At 42.7% G+C, this 15,523-nt stretch carries 15 protein-coding genes and 1 tRNA gene; 5 read left to right on the forward strand and 11 right to left on the reverse strand.

What is annotated here, in order from left to right; all coding sequences use genetic code 11:
• Positions 1 to 6: 6 nt before the first annotated feature.
• A tRNA-Arg gene (locus NWP17_RS01100) sits at positions 7 to 80 on the forward strand.
• A gap of 234 nt (positions 81 to 314) precedes the next feature.
• Entirely contained in the window at positions 315 to 842 is a 528-nt protein-coding gene (locus tag NWP17_RS01105; RefSeq protein ID WP_280653182.1) for a YdcF family protein, read from the forward strand.
• Positions 843 to 875: 33 nt separating this feature from the next.
• Here NWP17_RS01105 and NWP17_RS01110 read toward each other — a convergent pair whose 3' ends face one another.
• The 8 genes from NWP17_RS01110 to NWP17_RS01145 form a co-directional block, all read right to left on the reverse strand.
• Positions 876 to 1,169 carry a DUF2288 domain-containing protein gene (locus tag NWP17_RS01110; RefSeq protein WP_280653073.1) on the reverse strand — a complete coding sequence of 98 codons (294 nt, stop codon included), beginning with the start codon at positions 1,167 to 1,169 and terminating at the stop codon, positions 876 to 878.
• Between the two features lie 58 nt (positions 1,170 to 1,227).
• Positions 1,228 to 1,866 carry a lysophospholipid acyltransferase family protein gene (locus tag NWP17_RS01115; protein WP_280653074.1) on the reverse strand — a complete coding sequence of 213 codons (639 nt, stop codon included), beginning with the start codon at positions 1,864 to 1,866 and terminating at the stop codon, positions 1,228 to 1,230.
• 24 nt (positions 1,867 to 1,890) lie between these two features.
• A complete protein-coding gene (gene fabD / locus NWP17_RS01120) occupies positions 1,891 to 2,784 on the reverse strand; it encodes an ACP S-malonyltransferase (RefSeq protein ID WP_280653075.1) in 894 nt (297 codons plus the stop codon).
• An 18-nt stretch (positions 2,785 to 2,802) separates the two neighbouring features.
• Positions 2,803 to 3,795, reverse strand: coding sequence for a beta-ketoacyl-ACP synthase 3 (locus tag NWP17_RS01125; protein ID WP_280653076.1), 993 nt, complete (start codon positions 3,793 to 3,795; stop codon positions 2,803 to 2,805).
• Between the two features lie 12 nt (positions 3,796 to 3,807).
• Positions 3,808 to 4,833, reverse strand: coding sequence for a phosphate acyltransferase PlsX (gene plsX / locus NWP17_RS01130; protein ID WP_280653077.1), 1,026 nt, complete (start codon positions 4,831 to 4,833; stop codon positions 3,808 to 3,810).
• 280 nt (positions 4,834 to 5,113) lie between these two features.
• Entirely contained in the window at positions 5,114 to 6,589 is a 1,476-nt protein-coding gene (locus tag NWP17_RS01135; RefSeq protein WP_280653078.1) for a leucyl aminopeptidase, read from the reverse strand.
• 75 nt (positions 6,590 to 6,664) lie between these two features.
• The gene (locus tag NWP17_RS01140; RefSeq protein WP_280653079.1) at positions 6,665 to 7,540 is read right to left on the reverse strand and encodes an alpha/beta fold hydrolase; all 876 of its coding nucleotides are present in this window, start codon (positions 7,538 to 7,540) and stop codon (positions 6,665 to 6,667) included.
• Between the two features lie 216 nt (positions 7,541 to 7,756).
• On the reverse strand, positions 7,757 to 8,482 hold the full coding sequence (locus tag NWP17_RS01145) for a lysophospholipid acyltransferase family protein (RefSeq protein WP_280653080.1): 726 nt from the start codon (positions 8,480 to 8,482) through the stop codon (positions 7,757 to 7,759).
• A gap of 343 nt (positions 8,483 to 8,825) precedes the next feature.
• Between NWP17_RS01145 and metG the strand changes: the two genes are divergently transcribed.
• From metG to lptC, 3 genes are all read left to right on the forward strand, one after another.
• The gene (metG, locus tag NWP17_RS01150) at positions 8,826 to 10,427 is read left to right on the forward strand and encodes a methionine--tRNA ligase (RefSeq protein ID WP_280653081.1); all 1,602 of its coding nucleotides are present in this window, start codon (positions 8,826 to 8,828) and stop codon (positions 10,425 to 10,427) included.
• 155 nt (positions 10,428 to 10,582) lie between these two features.
• A complete protein-coding gene (locus NWP17_RS01155; protein WP_280653183.1) occupies positions 10,583 to 11,212 on the forward strand; it encodes a LabA-like NYN domain-containing protein in 630 nt (209 codons plus the stop codon).
• A 56-nt stretch (positions 11,213 to 11,268) separates the two neighbouring features.
• On the forward strand, positions 11,269 to 12,456 hold the full coding sequence (lptC, locus tag NWP17_RS01160) for an LPS export ABC transporter periplasmic protein LptC (protein ID WP_425332633.1): 1,188 nt from the start codon (positions 11,269 to 11,271) through the stop codon (positions 12,454 to 12,456).
• Here lptC and NWP17_RS01165 read toward each other — a convergent pair.
• From NWP17_RS01165 to trxA, 3 genes are all read right to left on the reverse strand, one after another.
• A complete protein-coding gene (locus NWP17_RS01165; RefSeq protein WP_280653083.1) occupies positions 12,434 to 13,786 on the reverse strand; it encodes a D-alanyl-D-alanine carboxypeptidase in 1,353 nt (450 codons plus the stop codon). The genes lptC and NWP17_RS01165 overlap by 23 nt on opposite strands.
• Positions 13,787 to 13,866: 80 nt before the next feature.
• Positions 13,867 to 14,934: an LOG family protein gene (locus tag NWP17_RS01170; RefSeq protein WP_280653084.1), complete on the reverse strand. Its 1,068-nt coding sequence runs from the start codon at positions 14,932 to 14,934 to the stop codon at positions 13,867 to 13,869.
• Positions 14,935 to 15,101: 167 nt separating this feature from the next.
• The gene (trxA, locus tag NWP17_RS01175; protein ID WP_280653085.1) at positions 15,102 to 15,509 is read right to left on the reverse strand and encodes a thioredoxin; all 408 of its coding nucleotides are present in this window, start codon (positions 15,507 to 15,509) and stop codon (positions 15,102 to 15,104) included.
• Between the last annotated feature and the right edge of the window lie 14 nt (positions 15,510 to 15,523).

A 15,523-nucleotide genomic window follows, 5' to 3' on the forward strand; every position in this document is an offset into this window, starting at 1 on the left:
TGAGTTGGGGCTGTAGCTCAGATGGATAGAGCGAGCGCCTCCTAAGCGCTAGGTCGCCGGTTCGAGCCTGGCCAGTCCCGTTATCAAATCAAAGTTGTATAAAGCAGGGTGTGGAAAATCTTTGTATGTCCTGTTAATAAGACTATGACTCTGTATTAAATATAAATATCAGTTCATATCCGGGTAGGTTTTTGTCAAAATCTGCTAGTGTACATACTTGTTTATCTTTTCTGATCAAAAATCCTGGACTCACCAAACGAAAGTATCAAGCCTTGAAGAATAATCTATTATTTACAGGTCATTCATTTCGGTTTATGGTTTTCGCCCTACCAGTATTAATGTGGTTGGGATACCAGGAATCGAAAATTGAGAACTTACCACCTCAAGCAGTATTGGTATTGGGTGGTTCTACATCACACTTAGAACGAGAGAAGTTCACAGCTAATTTTGTCCGCGATCATCCAAGTTTACCCATTTGGATTTCTGGAGGTAGTCCACCTGAATCCACCGAAAATGTGTTTACCAAAGCTGGAGTTAATCTCAAAAGATTACACTTGGATTACGAAGCTGTAGATACTGTAACTAACTTTACCACACTAGTGGATAAATTGCAAGCTCAAGGTATTAAGAGTGTTTATTTAATTACTTCTGAATATCATATGCGCCGCGCTCGTGTGGTTGGGGAAATAGTTTTGGGTAGTCGGGGTATTCAATTAAAACCAGTATCAGTACCTTCCCAAAATATCGGTGAACCAGTGGATAAATCTATCCGTGATGGAGTTAGAGCCTTACTGTGGGTGGCTACTGGTTACACCGGTGCAGAATCTAATCAAAATCGGTGAGTTGTGGGGAAATGGCCTATGGAGATGGAAACTTCATGATGCCATTTCCTGGATGAGAACATAGGGCTGAATGATCAACGTGTAAAATCGCTTGCTGCGATCGCCATTCCAATTTCCCATTTGTGTATCTGATGGTTTAGCCATTAGTTGTTGATCAATCCAGTTTTGCACGGATGAAACTTGATCACTCGCGATGGCCACTCCCACATCCAGCAAGTCTAAATCCTGTGATACCAAAATCACAGCATCCCTTTGGAGATGAGGAATTAGCCAATCCCACTCAGCCTCATCTAGATTTGCTGTTAGTTCGGTTCTTAAATCGGACATAATCCCTCATTTTTCATCGCTACCTACCTCAAATATATTCTTTAATGCCTTGACACACTCACCGACCTAAATGGTGTAACTCATTAATTGCTATAGCACATTGACTTGTCAGAGCTTGTAATTCCTCTTTATTAGTGGAACTGGGCGGATCAATTAATTTCCCAATTCTAATAGTTAGGGGAACAGCACGAGGAAACCAGTGGCTTTTTTGTAATATCCTGTCAGAACCCCATAAACTCACCGGTAATAATGGTGCTTTGGCCTTTGCTGCTAGTAGTGCAGCACCTCTTTTAGGATCTGTGATTTTGCCATCAGGAGTGCGAGTACCTTGCAAAAAAACACCCACAGCCCAACCATGATCAAGATATTCTAGAGCAGAACGGATAGCTTGGCGATCGCTACTGCCGCGACTCACAGGGTAAGCACCATACAATTTAATTGCTGTCCCTAAAACCGGGACTTTAAATAACTCTTCCTTGGCCATGTACGCCACCGGACGACCTAAACAATTAGAGACAATAGGGGGGTCAAAGTTACTAGCATGATTACTCACTACTATTAGTTTTCCTGATTGGGGGACATTTTCCGCTCCATAAATTCGCCCCCGAAAGTAAGCATGAAGCATGGGGCTGACAATTGACCACTTAAAAGCGTGGTAAAGAGCCAGACTGATCAAAGGTTCGCGTTCTCTAGTCACGGAAAATAATTTAACTCAAATGAATTACCTAACACCCGGCTCTGGCAAATCTCCAGCATTACGGATATTTTTTAAGATTAAATCAGGAGTAGTGCGCTTAATTAAATTAGTTAGCACATTACCAGGTCCAATTTCCATCACCTGCTCAATACCATTGGCGGGTAATTCTAGAGAAACTTCTCGCCAGCGTACCGAGGCGGTCATTTGTTCGCTAAGGCGCTGTTTTATAACTTTGGCATCAGTGGCAGGAGAAGGATCTACATTAGATAATATTGGTAGAGTAGCCGATTGAAATTCTACCAACTCCAAAACATCCTGGAACTCTGCCGCAGCAGCAGCCATCAAAGGTGAGTGAAATGCTCCAGAGGTTCTTAAGGGTATGGCACGTTTTGCTTTAACCTTGGTCATGACTGCTCTCACAGCTTCTGGAGTCCCAGAGATCACCACTTGAGCCGGACTGTTATCATTAGCCAAAACAACATCCCGTGTTTGACTAAGAACTACTTCCAGTTGTTCCCGGTCAAAGTTCATCAAAGCTGCCATCATACCACCAGCGGCACTATCCATGAGTTCAGCACGACGCTTGACTAAGTGTAGCCCAGCAGACCACTCAAATACACCTGCAATGTAAAGAGCAATGTATTCACCCAAACTATGACCAGCAACTACATCTGGTTGATACCCCCGTTCTCGGAGGATATCAGCCAAGATGGTTTCCACAACATAAAGACTTGGCTGTGTGTAGAGCGTCTGTGATAACTTTTGTTCCTCATGTTCACACAAATCTGTTACAGACCAGCCCAAAATTGTTTCAGCTTGGGCAAATTTATCTTTGGCGGTAGGTATATCTAACAAATCAATTCCCATTCCCAGAGTTTGAGAACCCTGTCCGGGAAACACCCATGCAGTTTTAGTCATTGGTCAATCAATTTTCGATTATCTTCCCCATTTAAAGATTGCTGCGCCCCAGGTGAGTCCAGCACCGAAGCCCGATGCAGCAATAACTTGATTAGGTTTAATTTTACCCTGCCGCACCGCCTCATCTAAAGCTAGGGGGATAGAGGCCGCAGAAGTGTTACCGTAATTGGCAAGATTGCTAATTACTTTATGTTCTGGAATATTGAGGCGTTGGGAAACAGCATCAAGAATCCTTTGATTAGCTTGATGCAACAGTAGCCAATCTATTTGGTCAACAGTAAGATGGGCTTGAAATAAAGCTTTATCAATAATTTCAGGGACTTTCTGCACAGCAAATCGGTAAACTTCTTTACCGTTCATTGTGATAGGCTGGTAAGTTCCTTTAGTAATATTTACCTCTGGGAGTAATTCTTGGGGAGAAGGGGTATAAGCTAGATTAAGGCAGTGGTTTTGCGTCCCATCGCTTTTCAGACAAAACCCCAATAAGCGATCGCTAGCATTAGCTTGTAATACTACCGCTCCAGCACCATCACCGAACAATACACAAGTGCGTCGGTCTTGCCAATCCACCCAGCGAGAGAGGATATCTGCCCCTATCAACAATACATTTTCATAAACACCGGTTTTGATATACTGGGCAGCTGTCACCAGACCAAACACAAAGCCAGAGCAGGCAGCTGTCAAGTCAAAAGCCACCGCTTTAGTTGCTCCTAATTCTGCCTGAATTTGACAAGCAGTGCCAAATAAATCATCAGGGGTGGATGTTGCCAGCAAAATCAAATCCAGGTCTGTTGCTGCAATGCCAGCTGCGGCAATAGCTTGATTGCTTGCAACAGTAGCCAAACTACTCAAAGACTCTGTTGGTAGTGCCAAACGCCGTTGACGAATTCCGGTTCTGGTAGCAATCCATTCATCTGAAGTTTCCACCAGTTGGGTCAGCCCCTGATTAGTTAAGGAAGTCTTTGGTACCGCCGAGCCGCTTCCTGTAATTGCTATGCCTAACTTTTCCACTCCTAATCTCCCCTAACTTGTTTCCTGCTGTAGGATTTTATATTGGGACTTAAGTCTTTGCAGCACTTGATTATCGACAGCTTCCTTGGCCGTGCGAATTGCATTAAAAATTGAAGCAGCTTGAGAGCTACCGTGGCCAATAAAACATACTCCAGCAACTCCTAAAAGTAAAGCGCCGCCATGTTCTGCGTGATCCATGCGCTGTTTAACTCGCTTCAGGTTAGGTTTTAAAATTGCTGTACCGATTTTACCTTGTAATCCTTGGGGTAATTCTTCCCGGAGGATTTGCAAAATGACTTCCCCCACTGCTTCCGCAAACTTTAATAATACATTACCCACGAAGCCATCGCAAACAATTACATCAAAATTACCAGAAAGTACATCACGCCCTTCAGCATTACCAATAAAATTAATTTGGGAATTTTCCCTGAGTAATTGGTGGGCACGTAGAGCCACCTCATTACCCTTAGTGTCCTCTTCACCAATATTCAACAAACCTACTTGAGGCTTACTAACACCCAATACATACTGGCTATAGGTTGACCCCATGACAGCGAACTGCTCTAAAAACTTAGGGCGGCAGTCTACATTTGCACCAACATCAAGTACGATTACTGGTTTACCTGGTTTCACCGTGGGAAAGACCGTGGCAATAGCTGGGCGGTCAATTCCTGGCAATCGTCCCAGGCGCAGCAAAGCTGATGCCATAGCCGCGCCGGAGTGTCCCGCAGAAAACACAGCATCTGCCTGTTGTTGCTTAACTAAATCCATGGCCACGTTAATGGAAGCCTTGGGTTTGCGTCTAACTGCATTTAAAGGCTCCTCATCCATTGCGATCGCTTCTGAAGCCGAAACAATCTCTACCCGTTCCAAATTAGTTTTTGGCGGCAGGGCAGCTGCAATTTTTTGGGGATCACCAACTAATAATACTTTTACATCCAGTTCTTCACTGGCACGCAGAGCGCCAGTAACGATTTCACCGGGTGCATGATCTCCTCCCATTGCGTCAATTGCTATCCGTATGCCTGTCAATCCCATTGCTAAGAGCTACTATAAACCTTACAAATTTTACCAGATCGCTGGGCTGAAAAGTTAAAATTCTTTGACCAAAAGAATGGGAGGAGAGCGACGTTGGAATCCCCCGGCTAAAGCCTGGGGGAGTGTCAATCGGTAACAAGTTACAGTGAACCGTCAAAAATCACCCACCAACTTGGTAGGTGAGTTTGTCAATATATAAACCCATTACTGGAGGAGTGGAAAGTAGGGACTTGAGATTCCGGTCAAAACTACCCAGTCATTATTCCCTACCTTCTGGCTTTTAAGAAGCTAATACCCAATTTACTAGCGTTCGCACACCGTAACCTGTAGCTCCTGAACTGTTATAACCCTTTTCTTTATCCGTCCACACTGGTCCCGCAATATCCAAGTGCGCCCAAGGGGTTTCTTTGACGAATTGTTTGAGGAAAAGGGCTGCGGTAATGGAACCACCGGAACGCGGTCCAGTGTTTTTCATATCAGCAATTTCCGACTTCAATCCTTCAAAATATTTTTCTTCCATTGGCATCCGCCACAACTTTTCTCCCGCGGTTTCAGCTGCTTGTTGCAGTTGTGCTGCTAAAGCATCATCAGGACTATACAAGCCCGCGATGTCCTCACCCAAGGCAACGACACAAGCACCTGTGAGGGTAGCTAAATCAACCACGCCATCCACTTTCAATTTATCGGCGTACACCAAGGCATCAGCCAAGGTCAAACGTCCTTCCGCGTCAGTGTTATTCACTTCTATTGTTTTGCCGTTGGATGCTGTGAGGATGTCCCCTGGGTGCATAGCGTGACCGCTAATCATGTTTTCTGTGGCGGCTGAAATAAAGTGAACTTCCACATCTGGTTTGATTTGGGCAATGGCTTTGGCAGCCCCCAAGGTAGCACCAGCACCCCCCATATCAATTTTCATGGTTTCAATGCCGCTACCAGCACCCTTAATATTGAGTCCACCAGAATCGAAGGTTAAACCTTTACCAATAATTGCTAGTTTGCGTTTTGCCGTACCTTTGGGTTTGTAGGTCAGGTGAATAAATTTAGGCGGTAAATCTGAAGCTTTGGCAACGCCTAAAAAGGCTCCCATACCCAACTTTTCGCAGTCTTCCCGTTCTAAAATTTGCACTTCTAACCCGTGTTCTGTGGCTATGGCTTGGGCTGTTTCTGCCAAGGTGATGGGGGTCACTTCGTTGGCTGGTGCAGCTACCAATTCTCTGGCTAAAATTACCCCGGAAACAATTTGATTGGCTAGGGTTATGGCTGCTTCTTGTCCACTTAATCCCAGTAAATCTACAGTTGCCAGTTTTATTTCTTTGTCCTCTGGTTCTGACTTAAAGCGAATGTCTTTGTATAGCGCCAATTGTAACCCTTCTGCCATGGCTTGAGCCGTTGCAGCAGGTTGGTTATTCCACAATGGCAAACTCAAACCCAGGCTTTTACTTTTCTGCTTTTTCGCTACCCTAGCTACAGCAGCTGCTGCTAGTCGCAGGGTTTCTAAGTTCAGGGCTTCGGGTTTTCCTAAACCCACTAAAATCACTTTCCGGATGGGACTATTGGCACTTACACGGGTGAAAATAGTGCTGTGGGCTTTGGCCTTAAATTCTTCTTCGGCAATCAGTTCTTTTAAAACACCGCCCAACTGATCATCCAATTGTGCTAGTTGATCAGTCAACTCAACTGCATCTTCAAATAATCCAATTGCTAAACTATCCCCCCCCCACTCTAGCACAGGTTTGTTACTAAGTTGAATTTTCATTTTCTGATTTGATGTAAGTTGTCCAGCTTGTACCAGTATTACTTAAAATTCGCCTTTCTTAGTGATTGGTCTTTTCTAGTTTTGCTGATTAAGGGGGAAACTCTGGTCTAATAGGTGTTTTATCCCAGGATTTGGCATCATATCTCGCCAATTTGATACTTGACAAGTATTCTCTAAAAAGTTATTATCATACATAATTTTATAGAGATTAACATCTTTTTCTAGTAGGCAAGCGTGTCCACTGTTGGGCAATACCAGCATTTTGCTCTTAGGTAAAATACTGACCAAACGTTTGGCTTCGTTGACGGAGGGTAAAAGGCGATCGCCACCACCGGCAATGAGTAAAACCGATTGGGTCAGGTGGCGTAACTGATTTTCAGCTATACTAAATTCTTTCAATAAAGACAGTCGCCAGTTAACTGTGGCTGGAGGTACAGAACGCATGGTTTTCAGGAGTTCGTAGCGCACGTTACGGGGAATACGGGGTAACGATGCCAGAAAGGGTAATAACCCTAGTGCGCCAACATCATAAAAGCATTCTGGGACAAAGTAAGTGAGTTGGGAACTCCACATCAACCAAGGGCGGAGTTGAAAAGCAGATGCAGGGTTAACTAAAATAATCCGCTTAAATAACTGTGGTGCTTGGGTTGCCACTTTCATGGCCAAACAACCCCCAAAAGACTCGCCACAAAGGTAAACTGGTCTGTGAGAGCTTTTTTCTAATTCGGCGTGGATTAAATCTAAGACGTGATTGGATAACACATCCCAGGTGGCGAGGTCTTGTCTGGGAATGGCTAAACACCGGACATCAAAGCCAAGTTCTAAGCCTGCTGTTTGCGATCGCAGTAGTTGACCAGTTCCATCCAATCCTGGTAAATATACAAACAACGGATACTGCATTTGTACTCGGTTAGGAGTAAGGAAACAAGGTTTTAGCTCAACTTTTGCCATTGTCAAATTCAACTTTTTGGGTTAACGGAATTGCTTCAGACCTGGGCGTGGGTAGCAAAAACCACACTTAATATAAATTAAATCTTTCACCTCAACTCAATTGATAAGAAAAGATTAAATTTTGGCGCTGAGAAATATTTGAGAAATATTTGAGAAATATTGATTAACTAACTACTCTTATTGTCACCTATAATTTATTCTCTAATATCCCACCCTTCAAATACAACCTTGTTTGAGCAAACTGGCAATTTCATAGTGGCAATGCTCAGTTAGTTCAGCCACAACATTTTTAGCTTGTCTGCCGTGATATTTTTCTTGATGTTGTGGTGTAATCCAATAAGGGCAACCAATGAACACAGCAACCCGACGATAGATAACCAAAGGGTGTAAACCTGGTTGATGAAATAAAGGTTCTGAAGGGTCGAATAAACTTAACAGTCGCAGCGGTAAAGCATAAGTGTTGACTTCTTGTAGGGAGGCGATGGCAATTGGTAAAATTACCAAATCCTCAACATTACACCGTAATGCTAAATGAGCAAATCCCCGGTGAAATTCCCCTACTTCATCGGCAGGGGTAGATGTTACCATCGGGAGAGTACCTTCAGGAAAAACACCTACCACCTGCTTAGACTGCAAAATTTTCTCCGACTGCTGAAAAAAGCTGTGCTGGCGACTGGGGGGATCTTCTAAAGGAAAACAGCCCAATTGTCCGGTGACAATTTCCCTCATGACTGGTACCTGTCCCATATAACGATGGCAAGCAAAGCGAATTGGAGTGGATAGCGCTGACATTAAAATCAGTGCATCCATAAAGCTACGATGATTGCTCACCACTAACACACTAGCATCCCTGGGAATGCGATTTTCGTGATAGCGAAAAATTTGCGTTGATGATGCCGCCAGCAAATAACGAGAAATATCCAGGGGACTATTGCCACTCATAGCTAAGTTAATATGTTTTTTCTGCTCTTGACTTAACTTAACTTAATTTTTACATTTAAATATTGATAGTCAGGCAATCTTCAGGTAGAAAATTTCTATCCATTTTTTGAAGTTTACGGCTGTGTAGTCACCACCACAATCAAGCTCATAGCCATAGTTGACAATGTGTTGTGACTCAATACTAACCCGCTTGATACACATTAATAAACAATTTTGGCGGTCAGAAATTTGCTAATATTAAATTACAGTTTGTCAAACTAGGAGTATGATTATATAGTTGCTTGGTTTTGCCAAAGTTCAGATACAAAACAAAACATTTTAATAATTTATTTTTAAATTGTGTATGGATTTAGTGAATAAAACAGAAAAGACATTTGCATTGACAACACCCCTCTATTATGTCAATGACGTTCCTCACATTGGCAGTGCTTATACAACTATGGCTGCGGACGTGTTGGCGCGGTTTCATCGGCTGTTAGGGCATAAAGTATTGCTAATTACGGGTACAGATGAACACGGGCAGAAAATTCAGCGTTCAGCAGAGAGTTTAGGGAAAGCCCCACAAGAGTTTTGTGATCAAATCGTCCCTAGCTTTATCCGCTTATGGCAGTTACTAAATATTCAATTTGATCGCTTTAGTCGGACTAGCGCTCCTCGCCATGAAGCCATCGTTAAAGAATTCTTCCAGCGGGTTTGGGAAAAAGGCGACATCTACCAAGGACAACAGAAAGGTTGGTACTGCGTATCCTGTGAAGAATTTAAGGAAGAACGGGAACTACTAGAGGGAAGGCGCTGCCCTATTCATACTAACAAGGAAGTTGAGTGGCGCGACGAGCAAAACTACTTTTTTCGCCTATCTAGTTATCAAGCACAACTAGAGGAATTTTACCAAGCTCGACCAGATTTTATCCAGCCTGAAAGTCGTCGTAATGAAGTCTTAAGCTTTGTTAGTCAAGGTTTACAAGACTTTTCCATCTCCAGGGTAAATGTGGACTGGGGTTTTCCAGTACCAGTTGACCCCAACCATACCCTTTATGTCTGGTTTGATGCCTTACTAGCTTATGTTACGGCGTTACTAGAGCCGGATGCAGAACCAACTTTAGCCAACGCCTTAAAAAATTGGTGGCCTATCAACCTGCACTTAATTGGTAAAGATATCTTACGATTCCACGCAGTTTATTGGCCAGCTATGTTGATGTCAGCTGGTTTACCCCTACCACAGCAAGTATTTGGCCATGGTTTTTTAACTAAAGATGGCCAAAAAATGGGTAAATCTCAGGGTAACACCCTCGATCCTATTGGGCTAGTTCAAGGCTATGGTAGTGATGCAGTTCGTTATTACTTCCTTAAGGAAATCGAATTTGGTAAGGATGGCGATTTTAATGAAGTTAGATTCATTAATGTTTTAAATGCAGATTTGGCTAATGACTTAGGTAATTTGCTAAATCGCACCTTAAACATGGTGAAGAAATACTGTACTGATCATGGACTATCAATTGCAAATGAGGCAATTAACGACGAAAATCCCTTAAAAGCTATGGGGTTACATCTAGGGGAAAAAGTAAAACAAGCCTATGAGGCGTTAGCTTTTAACCAAGCCTGCGAAGCTACCCTTGTCCTGGTAAGAACCAGCAATAAGTTTATTGATGAACAAGCCCCTTGGACATTATATAAACAAGGAAAGCAGCAGGAAGTGGAAATAGTGCTGTACGCAGTTCTAGAATCTGTTAGACTAGCGGCTTATCTTCTCTCCCCGGTCATTCCCAATATCAGTAGTGCTATTTATCAGCAGCTGGGCTTTGGAGTTGACTTTAATGATCAAATCACAACTGCAACCCTTACCCCTTTTGCTACCCATTCCCAATGGGGGCTACTAACCAACCAACAAATATTGGGTCAACCCCAACCTGTGTTTAAACGCATAGAATCTCTAAAAAACCATTAACCTCTTAATTTACCATCATTTTCTTAATTTTCTCAAAAAACTGATCGGGGCTTAACTCACTGATTAGCCCCGAAATATTATCATAAGCCGTTCTTAGATATCAGTTGGGTAAATGAGTATCAAACAAACGAGAATAATAATGAGGTATGACAACAATGTTGAATAATCTAGAAAGTGATTCCATATTTACGCCGGAACAAGTCTTAGAAAATCGAGGTCGTGTAGCTATATTTATTGATGGTTCCAATCTCTTTTATGCTGCGTTACAACTGGGAATCGAAATTGACTACACTAAGCTACTGTGCCGATTAACAGGCGGTTCTAGACTGTTACGTGCTTTCTTTTATACTGGTGTAGACCGTACCAACGAAAAGCAACAAGGTTTTTTGTTGTGGATGCGTCGCAATGGCTATCGAGTTATTGCTAAGGATTTAGTACAGTTACCAGACGGATCAAAGAAAGCTAATCTGGATGTAGAAATTGCGGTAGATATGATGGCTTTAGTAGATTCCTATGATACCGCAGTATTAGTCAGTGGCGATGGGGATTTGGCATATGCGGTAAATTCAGTCAGTTATCGTGGTGTGCGGGTAGAAGTTATTAGTTTACGTTCAATGACAAGTGATAGCTTAATCAATGTTAGCGATCGCTATATTGATTTAGAAGCCATCAAAGAAGACATCCAAAAAAATCCCCGCCAAAGCTATCCATATCGACCTTTATCTACCATGGGTTTTCTCGAAGAGATTAGAGAAGCTGATCCACATTTAGAAATCCAAGATTAATGAAAGCTCCCAAAGTTAGGCAGAAAAAACAATTCAATTGTCTGAAAAAAGCTCAAATTAACCAAATTTTAAACCCTTTATTTTCATCCCTCAATTTTTCACAACTGAAAGTAAATTTGTTTTACCTGCCTTTAACTTTTTTCTTGGTACTTGGGTTAGTGGCTTGTGGGGGTAAATCCCCCCCTGCTTCTTTATCAAATAATGCTGATTCATCCCGCCAAGACAGCAATTTGACCTTTTTTGATGTCACCTTAGAACAAGCAGACGAAGTAGGAAAACCACTTTGGAAAGTCCGGTCTAAAAAAGCCATATACACCAAAGAAAAACAAATTGGTCAAGCGGAAAGCCCTGTGGGGGAACTATATCAAGATGGAAAACCAATTTACAAAATACAAGGAGACCGAGCAGATATAGAACAAGATGGTGAAAGGCTATTTCTCAAAGGAAAAATACTGGCAACAGATCCCATTAATGGGATTATATTACAAGGTAATGAATTAGAATGGCTGCCTAAACAAAATTTATTAATTGTCCGTAACCAATTAAATGGCACTCATAAACAACTAACCGCAACCGCCCAAGAAGCACGAGTGAAAACCAGAGAACAGCGCATAGAGTTTTTTGGTGGCGTAGTCGCCAAATCTGTTGATCCCCAAATGCAACTGCGAACAGAAAATTTAACTTGGCTGGTTAAACAAGAAACATTAATTAGCGATCGCCCCATAGCAATTGATCGCTACAATAACAATAAAATTACTGACCGTGGTCGGGGAGATGGTGCCAAAATCAACTTAAAAACTAAAACTGCTACCATCCAAAAAAATGCCCAGCTAGACTTAGTAGACCCACCAACCCAGATAGCTAGTAACTCTATGACCTGGGACATGAAAGCAGAAGCAGTGGAGACCAACTCTCCCGTGACGGTACTCCAACGAACTGAAAATGTGACTGTAACCGCCAATCAAGGGGAATTGAAAATACCGGAAAAAGTTGTTATTTTCAGAGGTAACGTCAAAGCCACAGGTCAGCGTAGTCAAACCCTCAAATCTAATCAACTCAACTGGTATTTAGACAAAAAACTGTTAGCGGCTCAAGGAAATGTGGTTTATCGTCAAACCGACCCCCCCATAAATTTTACAGGAGAAACAGCCCTGGGTAATTTGCAAACACAGGATATTGTAGTGAAAAGTGGTCAATCCAGTAGTAGAGTGGTAATAGAGATTATTCCTGAAGATGTTGATTAGTCATCGGTGGATTTTGAGCAATAATTTCATTACGACTAGCCCCACCCAACTGAGGTGAAAAATATTTGGGAGTATGGGGAGTAATGGTGGCGGGAATATTGGCAACAACTGCTAACTTTTTGACTAGACTTTGTAAAAACTGGTCTTGACTAGCGCGGAAAGCTGAGATTTGTGGACCACGGTTAATAATAGTAAACCAAACCAAACCGCGATCGCCGGTGGGGATCACACCAGCCAAAGCACTCACATCCCGCAAAGTACCAGTTTTCATTACAGTAGCATAAGGCATTTTTCTCCCTTCCATTGTTCCTCGACGATCAAAACCTGAAGTAGGAAACAAATCAGCCACATTCATCTGATGGGCTACTGCCACTTTTTGGATAGCCATTAACATAGCACAGGCCGCTCTCGGAGAAATACGATTGTCCACTCCTAATCCTGAACCATTCATTAACTGAATTTCCGCCTCTGGTACTCCAGCCAACTTAGCAGCTTCAGACTGTACCACACCAGCGCCTCCCACTGATTCCGCCAACATCTCGGCCATGACGTTATTACTAAAAACGTTCATTTCCTTAATCAGTTGGTGCAAAGGTAAAGAACGACGACGCAGGAGCAGATTTTTTTCCCGGTTGGCTTGTGATGCTAATTTCACATTACCTGCAATCACCACTTGGGGTTTCGCTGTTCCCTTGGGCATAGTTGAATATATATAATTTGCCCCAGGAGTCCAAGTTGAATGATTTAATGCTTGCTTGAGCATCTCACCCGCTAATATGGGGTTTTGTTGAAAATTCATGGCGAAATTACTGCTGATCAGCAAATTTCCCTTTACCTGCTTAATCCCCATTTGATTCAAAGTATTACCCACCGCGATGGCCTCTTCCCAAACAAACATAGGATCACCACCACCAGTAATCACCAAATCACCCTGTAATACCCCCTTCACTATCGGTCCCGTAGCGCTGACCACAGTTTCAAATTGGTGGTTTGGTCCCCACCTTTTCAAAGCCACCAAGGAAGTGGCAATCTTAGTTAAAGACGCTGCCGGTAGAGGTTTTGTACCTTGGTGATTAGCCATCAATATTGGACCTGACTGCATCCAAATTCCCTGACTACTGGTTAAGTTTTCCGTCACTAATTGGGAGGAAATCAGTACTTGTAAATATTCTTCTGCTGTAGTGCTTCCGGTGGGATTTGGATCAGGTGCTAGAACCAAGCCAGGGCTATTTTCCCAGCCCAGCACCTCCAGAGCGATCGCAGGCTTAATTTTTACACCAGCCATTTCTAGCCACAGAGAAATTAAACCTGAACCCAATAATTCCAGCATATTTCACTCCCTTCACTGTTTCCTGTGTTCATATACAGGCTTTTGCAACACGACTCAGAATTGATCAACTAATATAGTGGTTACTTTCTTTCTGGATGTGCTTTTTCTTCCTGGGAAGGAGTCCCCATGTGGTTAATTGCTGCAATCATTTGATACAAACGACCCAAATCACGCTGGTTAAAATACAAAACTAACCGGGGTAGTTCTACCGTTTCATCTTGGTTTTCTTGGGGTAAAGCCTGACTCTTTTCAATTTTTCCTTTTACCAAAATGTCGCTAAAATTAGCATTTAACTTTTCCACCGCATCATCTGATAAATCGGCCGACAGACGAATTACCAACTGCTCTCCCACGTAGCGACTAGAATGATAAACTCGATAAAAACCAGTAATAGCCTCACAAGCGATTTCCAAGCTATCTGTTACAGTGTAAAGGCTGGAGTCATCAGGACTGACCAGACCTTTCTGCACCAGTTGCTGATCAATATATCTACTCCAAGACCGCCAATAATCTCCACCTGGATGATCAATTAAAACCACAGGAACAGGTCCAAATTTACCCGTTTGGCTCAGGGTCATACATTCAAAAGCTTCATCTTGAGTCCCAAAACCTCCAGGAAATAAAGCCACAGCATCACTTTCTTTGAGCAGAAACAGTTTCCGGGTGAAAAAATACTTAAAATGAATCAGCTTAGGGTCACCCTCAATAAATGGGTTAGCCTGCTGTTCAAAGGGTAACTGAATATTCAAGCCAAAGGAATTATCTCGCCCAGCGCCTTCGTGACCAGCCTGCATAATACCACCCCCCCCGCCCGTCATCACCATGAATCCCAACTGACATACAGTGCGAGCAAACTGAAGGGCCATCTGATATTCCGGTGTTGTCGGCGATAGACGAGCAGAACCAAAAATAGTTACTTTGCGGACGTGTCGGTAGTCATAAAAAAGCTGAAAGCCTCGCTCCATATCTGCTAAAGCAGCAGACAGGATTTTCCAGTCAAGCCGCTCAATTTCGCTATCAGCTAGACGTATTATGGTAGCCAGGGCTTGCTGAATCAGATGCCCATTTTTTAATGTCGGTAACCGATCAAATAATTTAGTTATATCACTTAGATTCTCTGATGTGTCAAATGGCTCAGATGAGGTCATGAGAACTGTCGCTATAATGGCATTACATTTTACCAGATTTTGGAGTGCAGTTGTCAACTGCTGCAAGTAATTGCTGTGTGATATTTTGTGGTTGGTGATGATAACCACCACAAAAAAGTTTTGTTGAGACGCGGGTTGGCGCGCCTCAAAAACCTGTTTACAAATATTTACTTAGGAGGTGTAATATATTTGTCCAAAGTGTTTATTAATGTGGATTTAGGCACTGCACCGACAACCATATCAACTTTTTCCCCACCTTTAAAAATCATTAATGTGGGGATGCTGCGGATACCGTAAGTACTGGCCACTTGAGGATTTTCGTCGGTGTTAATTTTGACAACTTTGAGTTGATGTTCATACTGTGCGGCTATTTCTTCCACAACCGGAGCTACCATGCGGCAAGGACCACACCAAGGTGCCCAGAAGTCAACTAAAACTGGTACATCGCTTTCGAGTACTTCTTGCTTAAAACTTTGATCCGTAACTTGTGCTGCTGCTGACATCCCTAAAAACCTTTGCCAATTATATTTGGTTAATTTGGTGAAAATTCTACCATAGCAAAAACAGCAGCCCATAAGTCAAGAATGTA

The organism is Chrysosporum bergii ANA360D (assembly GCF_029891735.1).
Lineage (GTDB): Bacteria > Cyanobacteriota > Cyanobacteriia > Cyanobacteriales > Nostocaceae > Umezakia > Umezakia bergii.

Excerpts from the sequence above, each read along its gene's own strand:
- NWP17_RS01140 (WP_280653079.1), bottom strand. The coding sequence starts at position 7,540 with ATGGCAAAAGTTGAGCTAAAACCTTGTTTCCTTACTCCTAACCGAGTA.
- NWP17_RS01105 (WP_280653182.1), top strand. The coding sequence starts at position 315 with ATGGTTTTCGCCCTACCAGTATTAATGTGGTTGGGATACCAGGAATCG.
- metG (WP_280653081.1), top strand. The coding sequence starts at position 8,826 with ATGGATTTAGTGAATAAAACAGAAAAGACATTTGCATTGACAACACCC.
- NWP17_RS01110 (WP_280653073.1), bottom strand. The coding sequence starts at position 1,169 with ATGTCCGATTTAAGAACCGAACTAACAGCAAATCTAGATGAGGCTGAG.
- trxA (WP_280653085.1), bottom strand. The coding sequence starts at position 15,509 with ATGGGCTGCTGTTTTTGCTATGGTAGAATTTTCACCAAATTAACCAAA.
- NWP17_RS01165 (WP_280653083.1), bottom strand. The coding sequence starts at position 13,786 with ATGCTGGAATTATTGGGTTCAGGTTTAATTTCTCTGTGGCTAGAAATG.
- plsX (WP_280653077.1), bottom strand. The coding sequence starts at position 4,833 with ATGGGATTGACAGGCATACGGATAGCAATTGACGCAATGGGAGGAGAT.
- fabD (WP_280653075.1), bottom strand. The coding sequence starts at position 2,784 with ATGACTAAAACTGCATGGGTGTTTCCCGGACAGGGTTCTCAAACTCTG.
- NWP17_RS01155 (WP_280653183.1), top strand. The coding sequence starts at position 10,583 with ATGTTGAATAATCTAGAAAGTGATTCCATATTTACGCCGGAACAAGTC.
- NWP17_RS01145 (WP_280653080.1), bottom strand. The coding sequence starts at position 8,482 with ATGAGTGGCAATAGTCCCCTGGATATTTCTCGTTATTTGCTGGCGGCA.
- NWP17_RS01135 (WP_280653078.1), bottom strand. The coding sequence starts at position 6,589 with ATGAAAATTCAACTTAGTAACAAACCTGTGCTAGAGTGGGGGGGGGAT.
- NWP17_RS01170 (WP_280653084.1), bottom strand. The coding sequence starts at position 14,934 with ATGACCTCATCTGAGCCATTTGACACATCAGAGAATCTAAGTGATATA.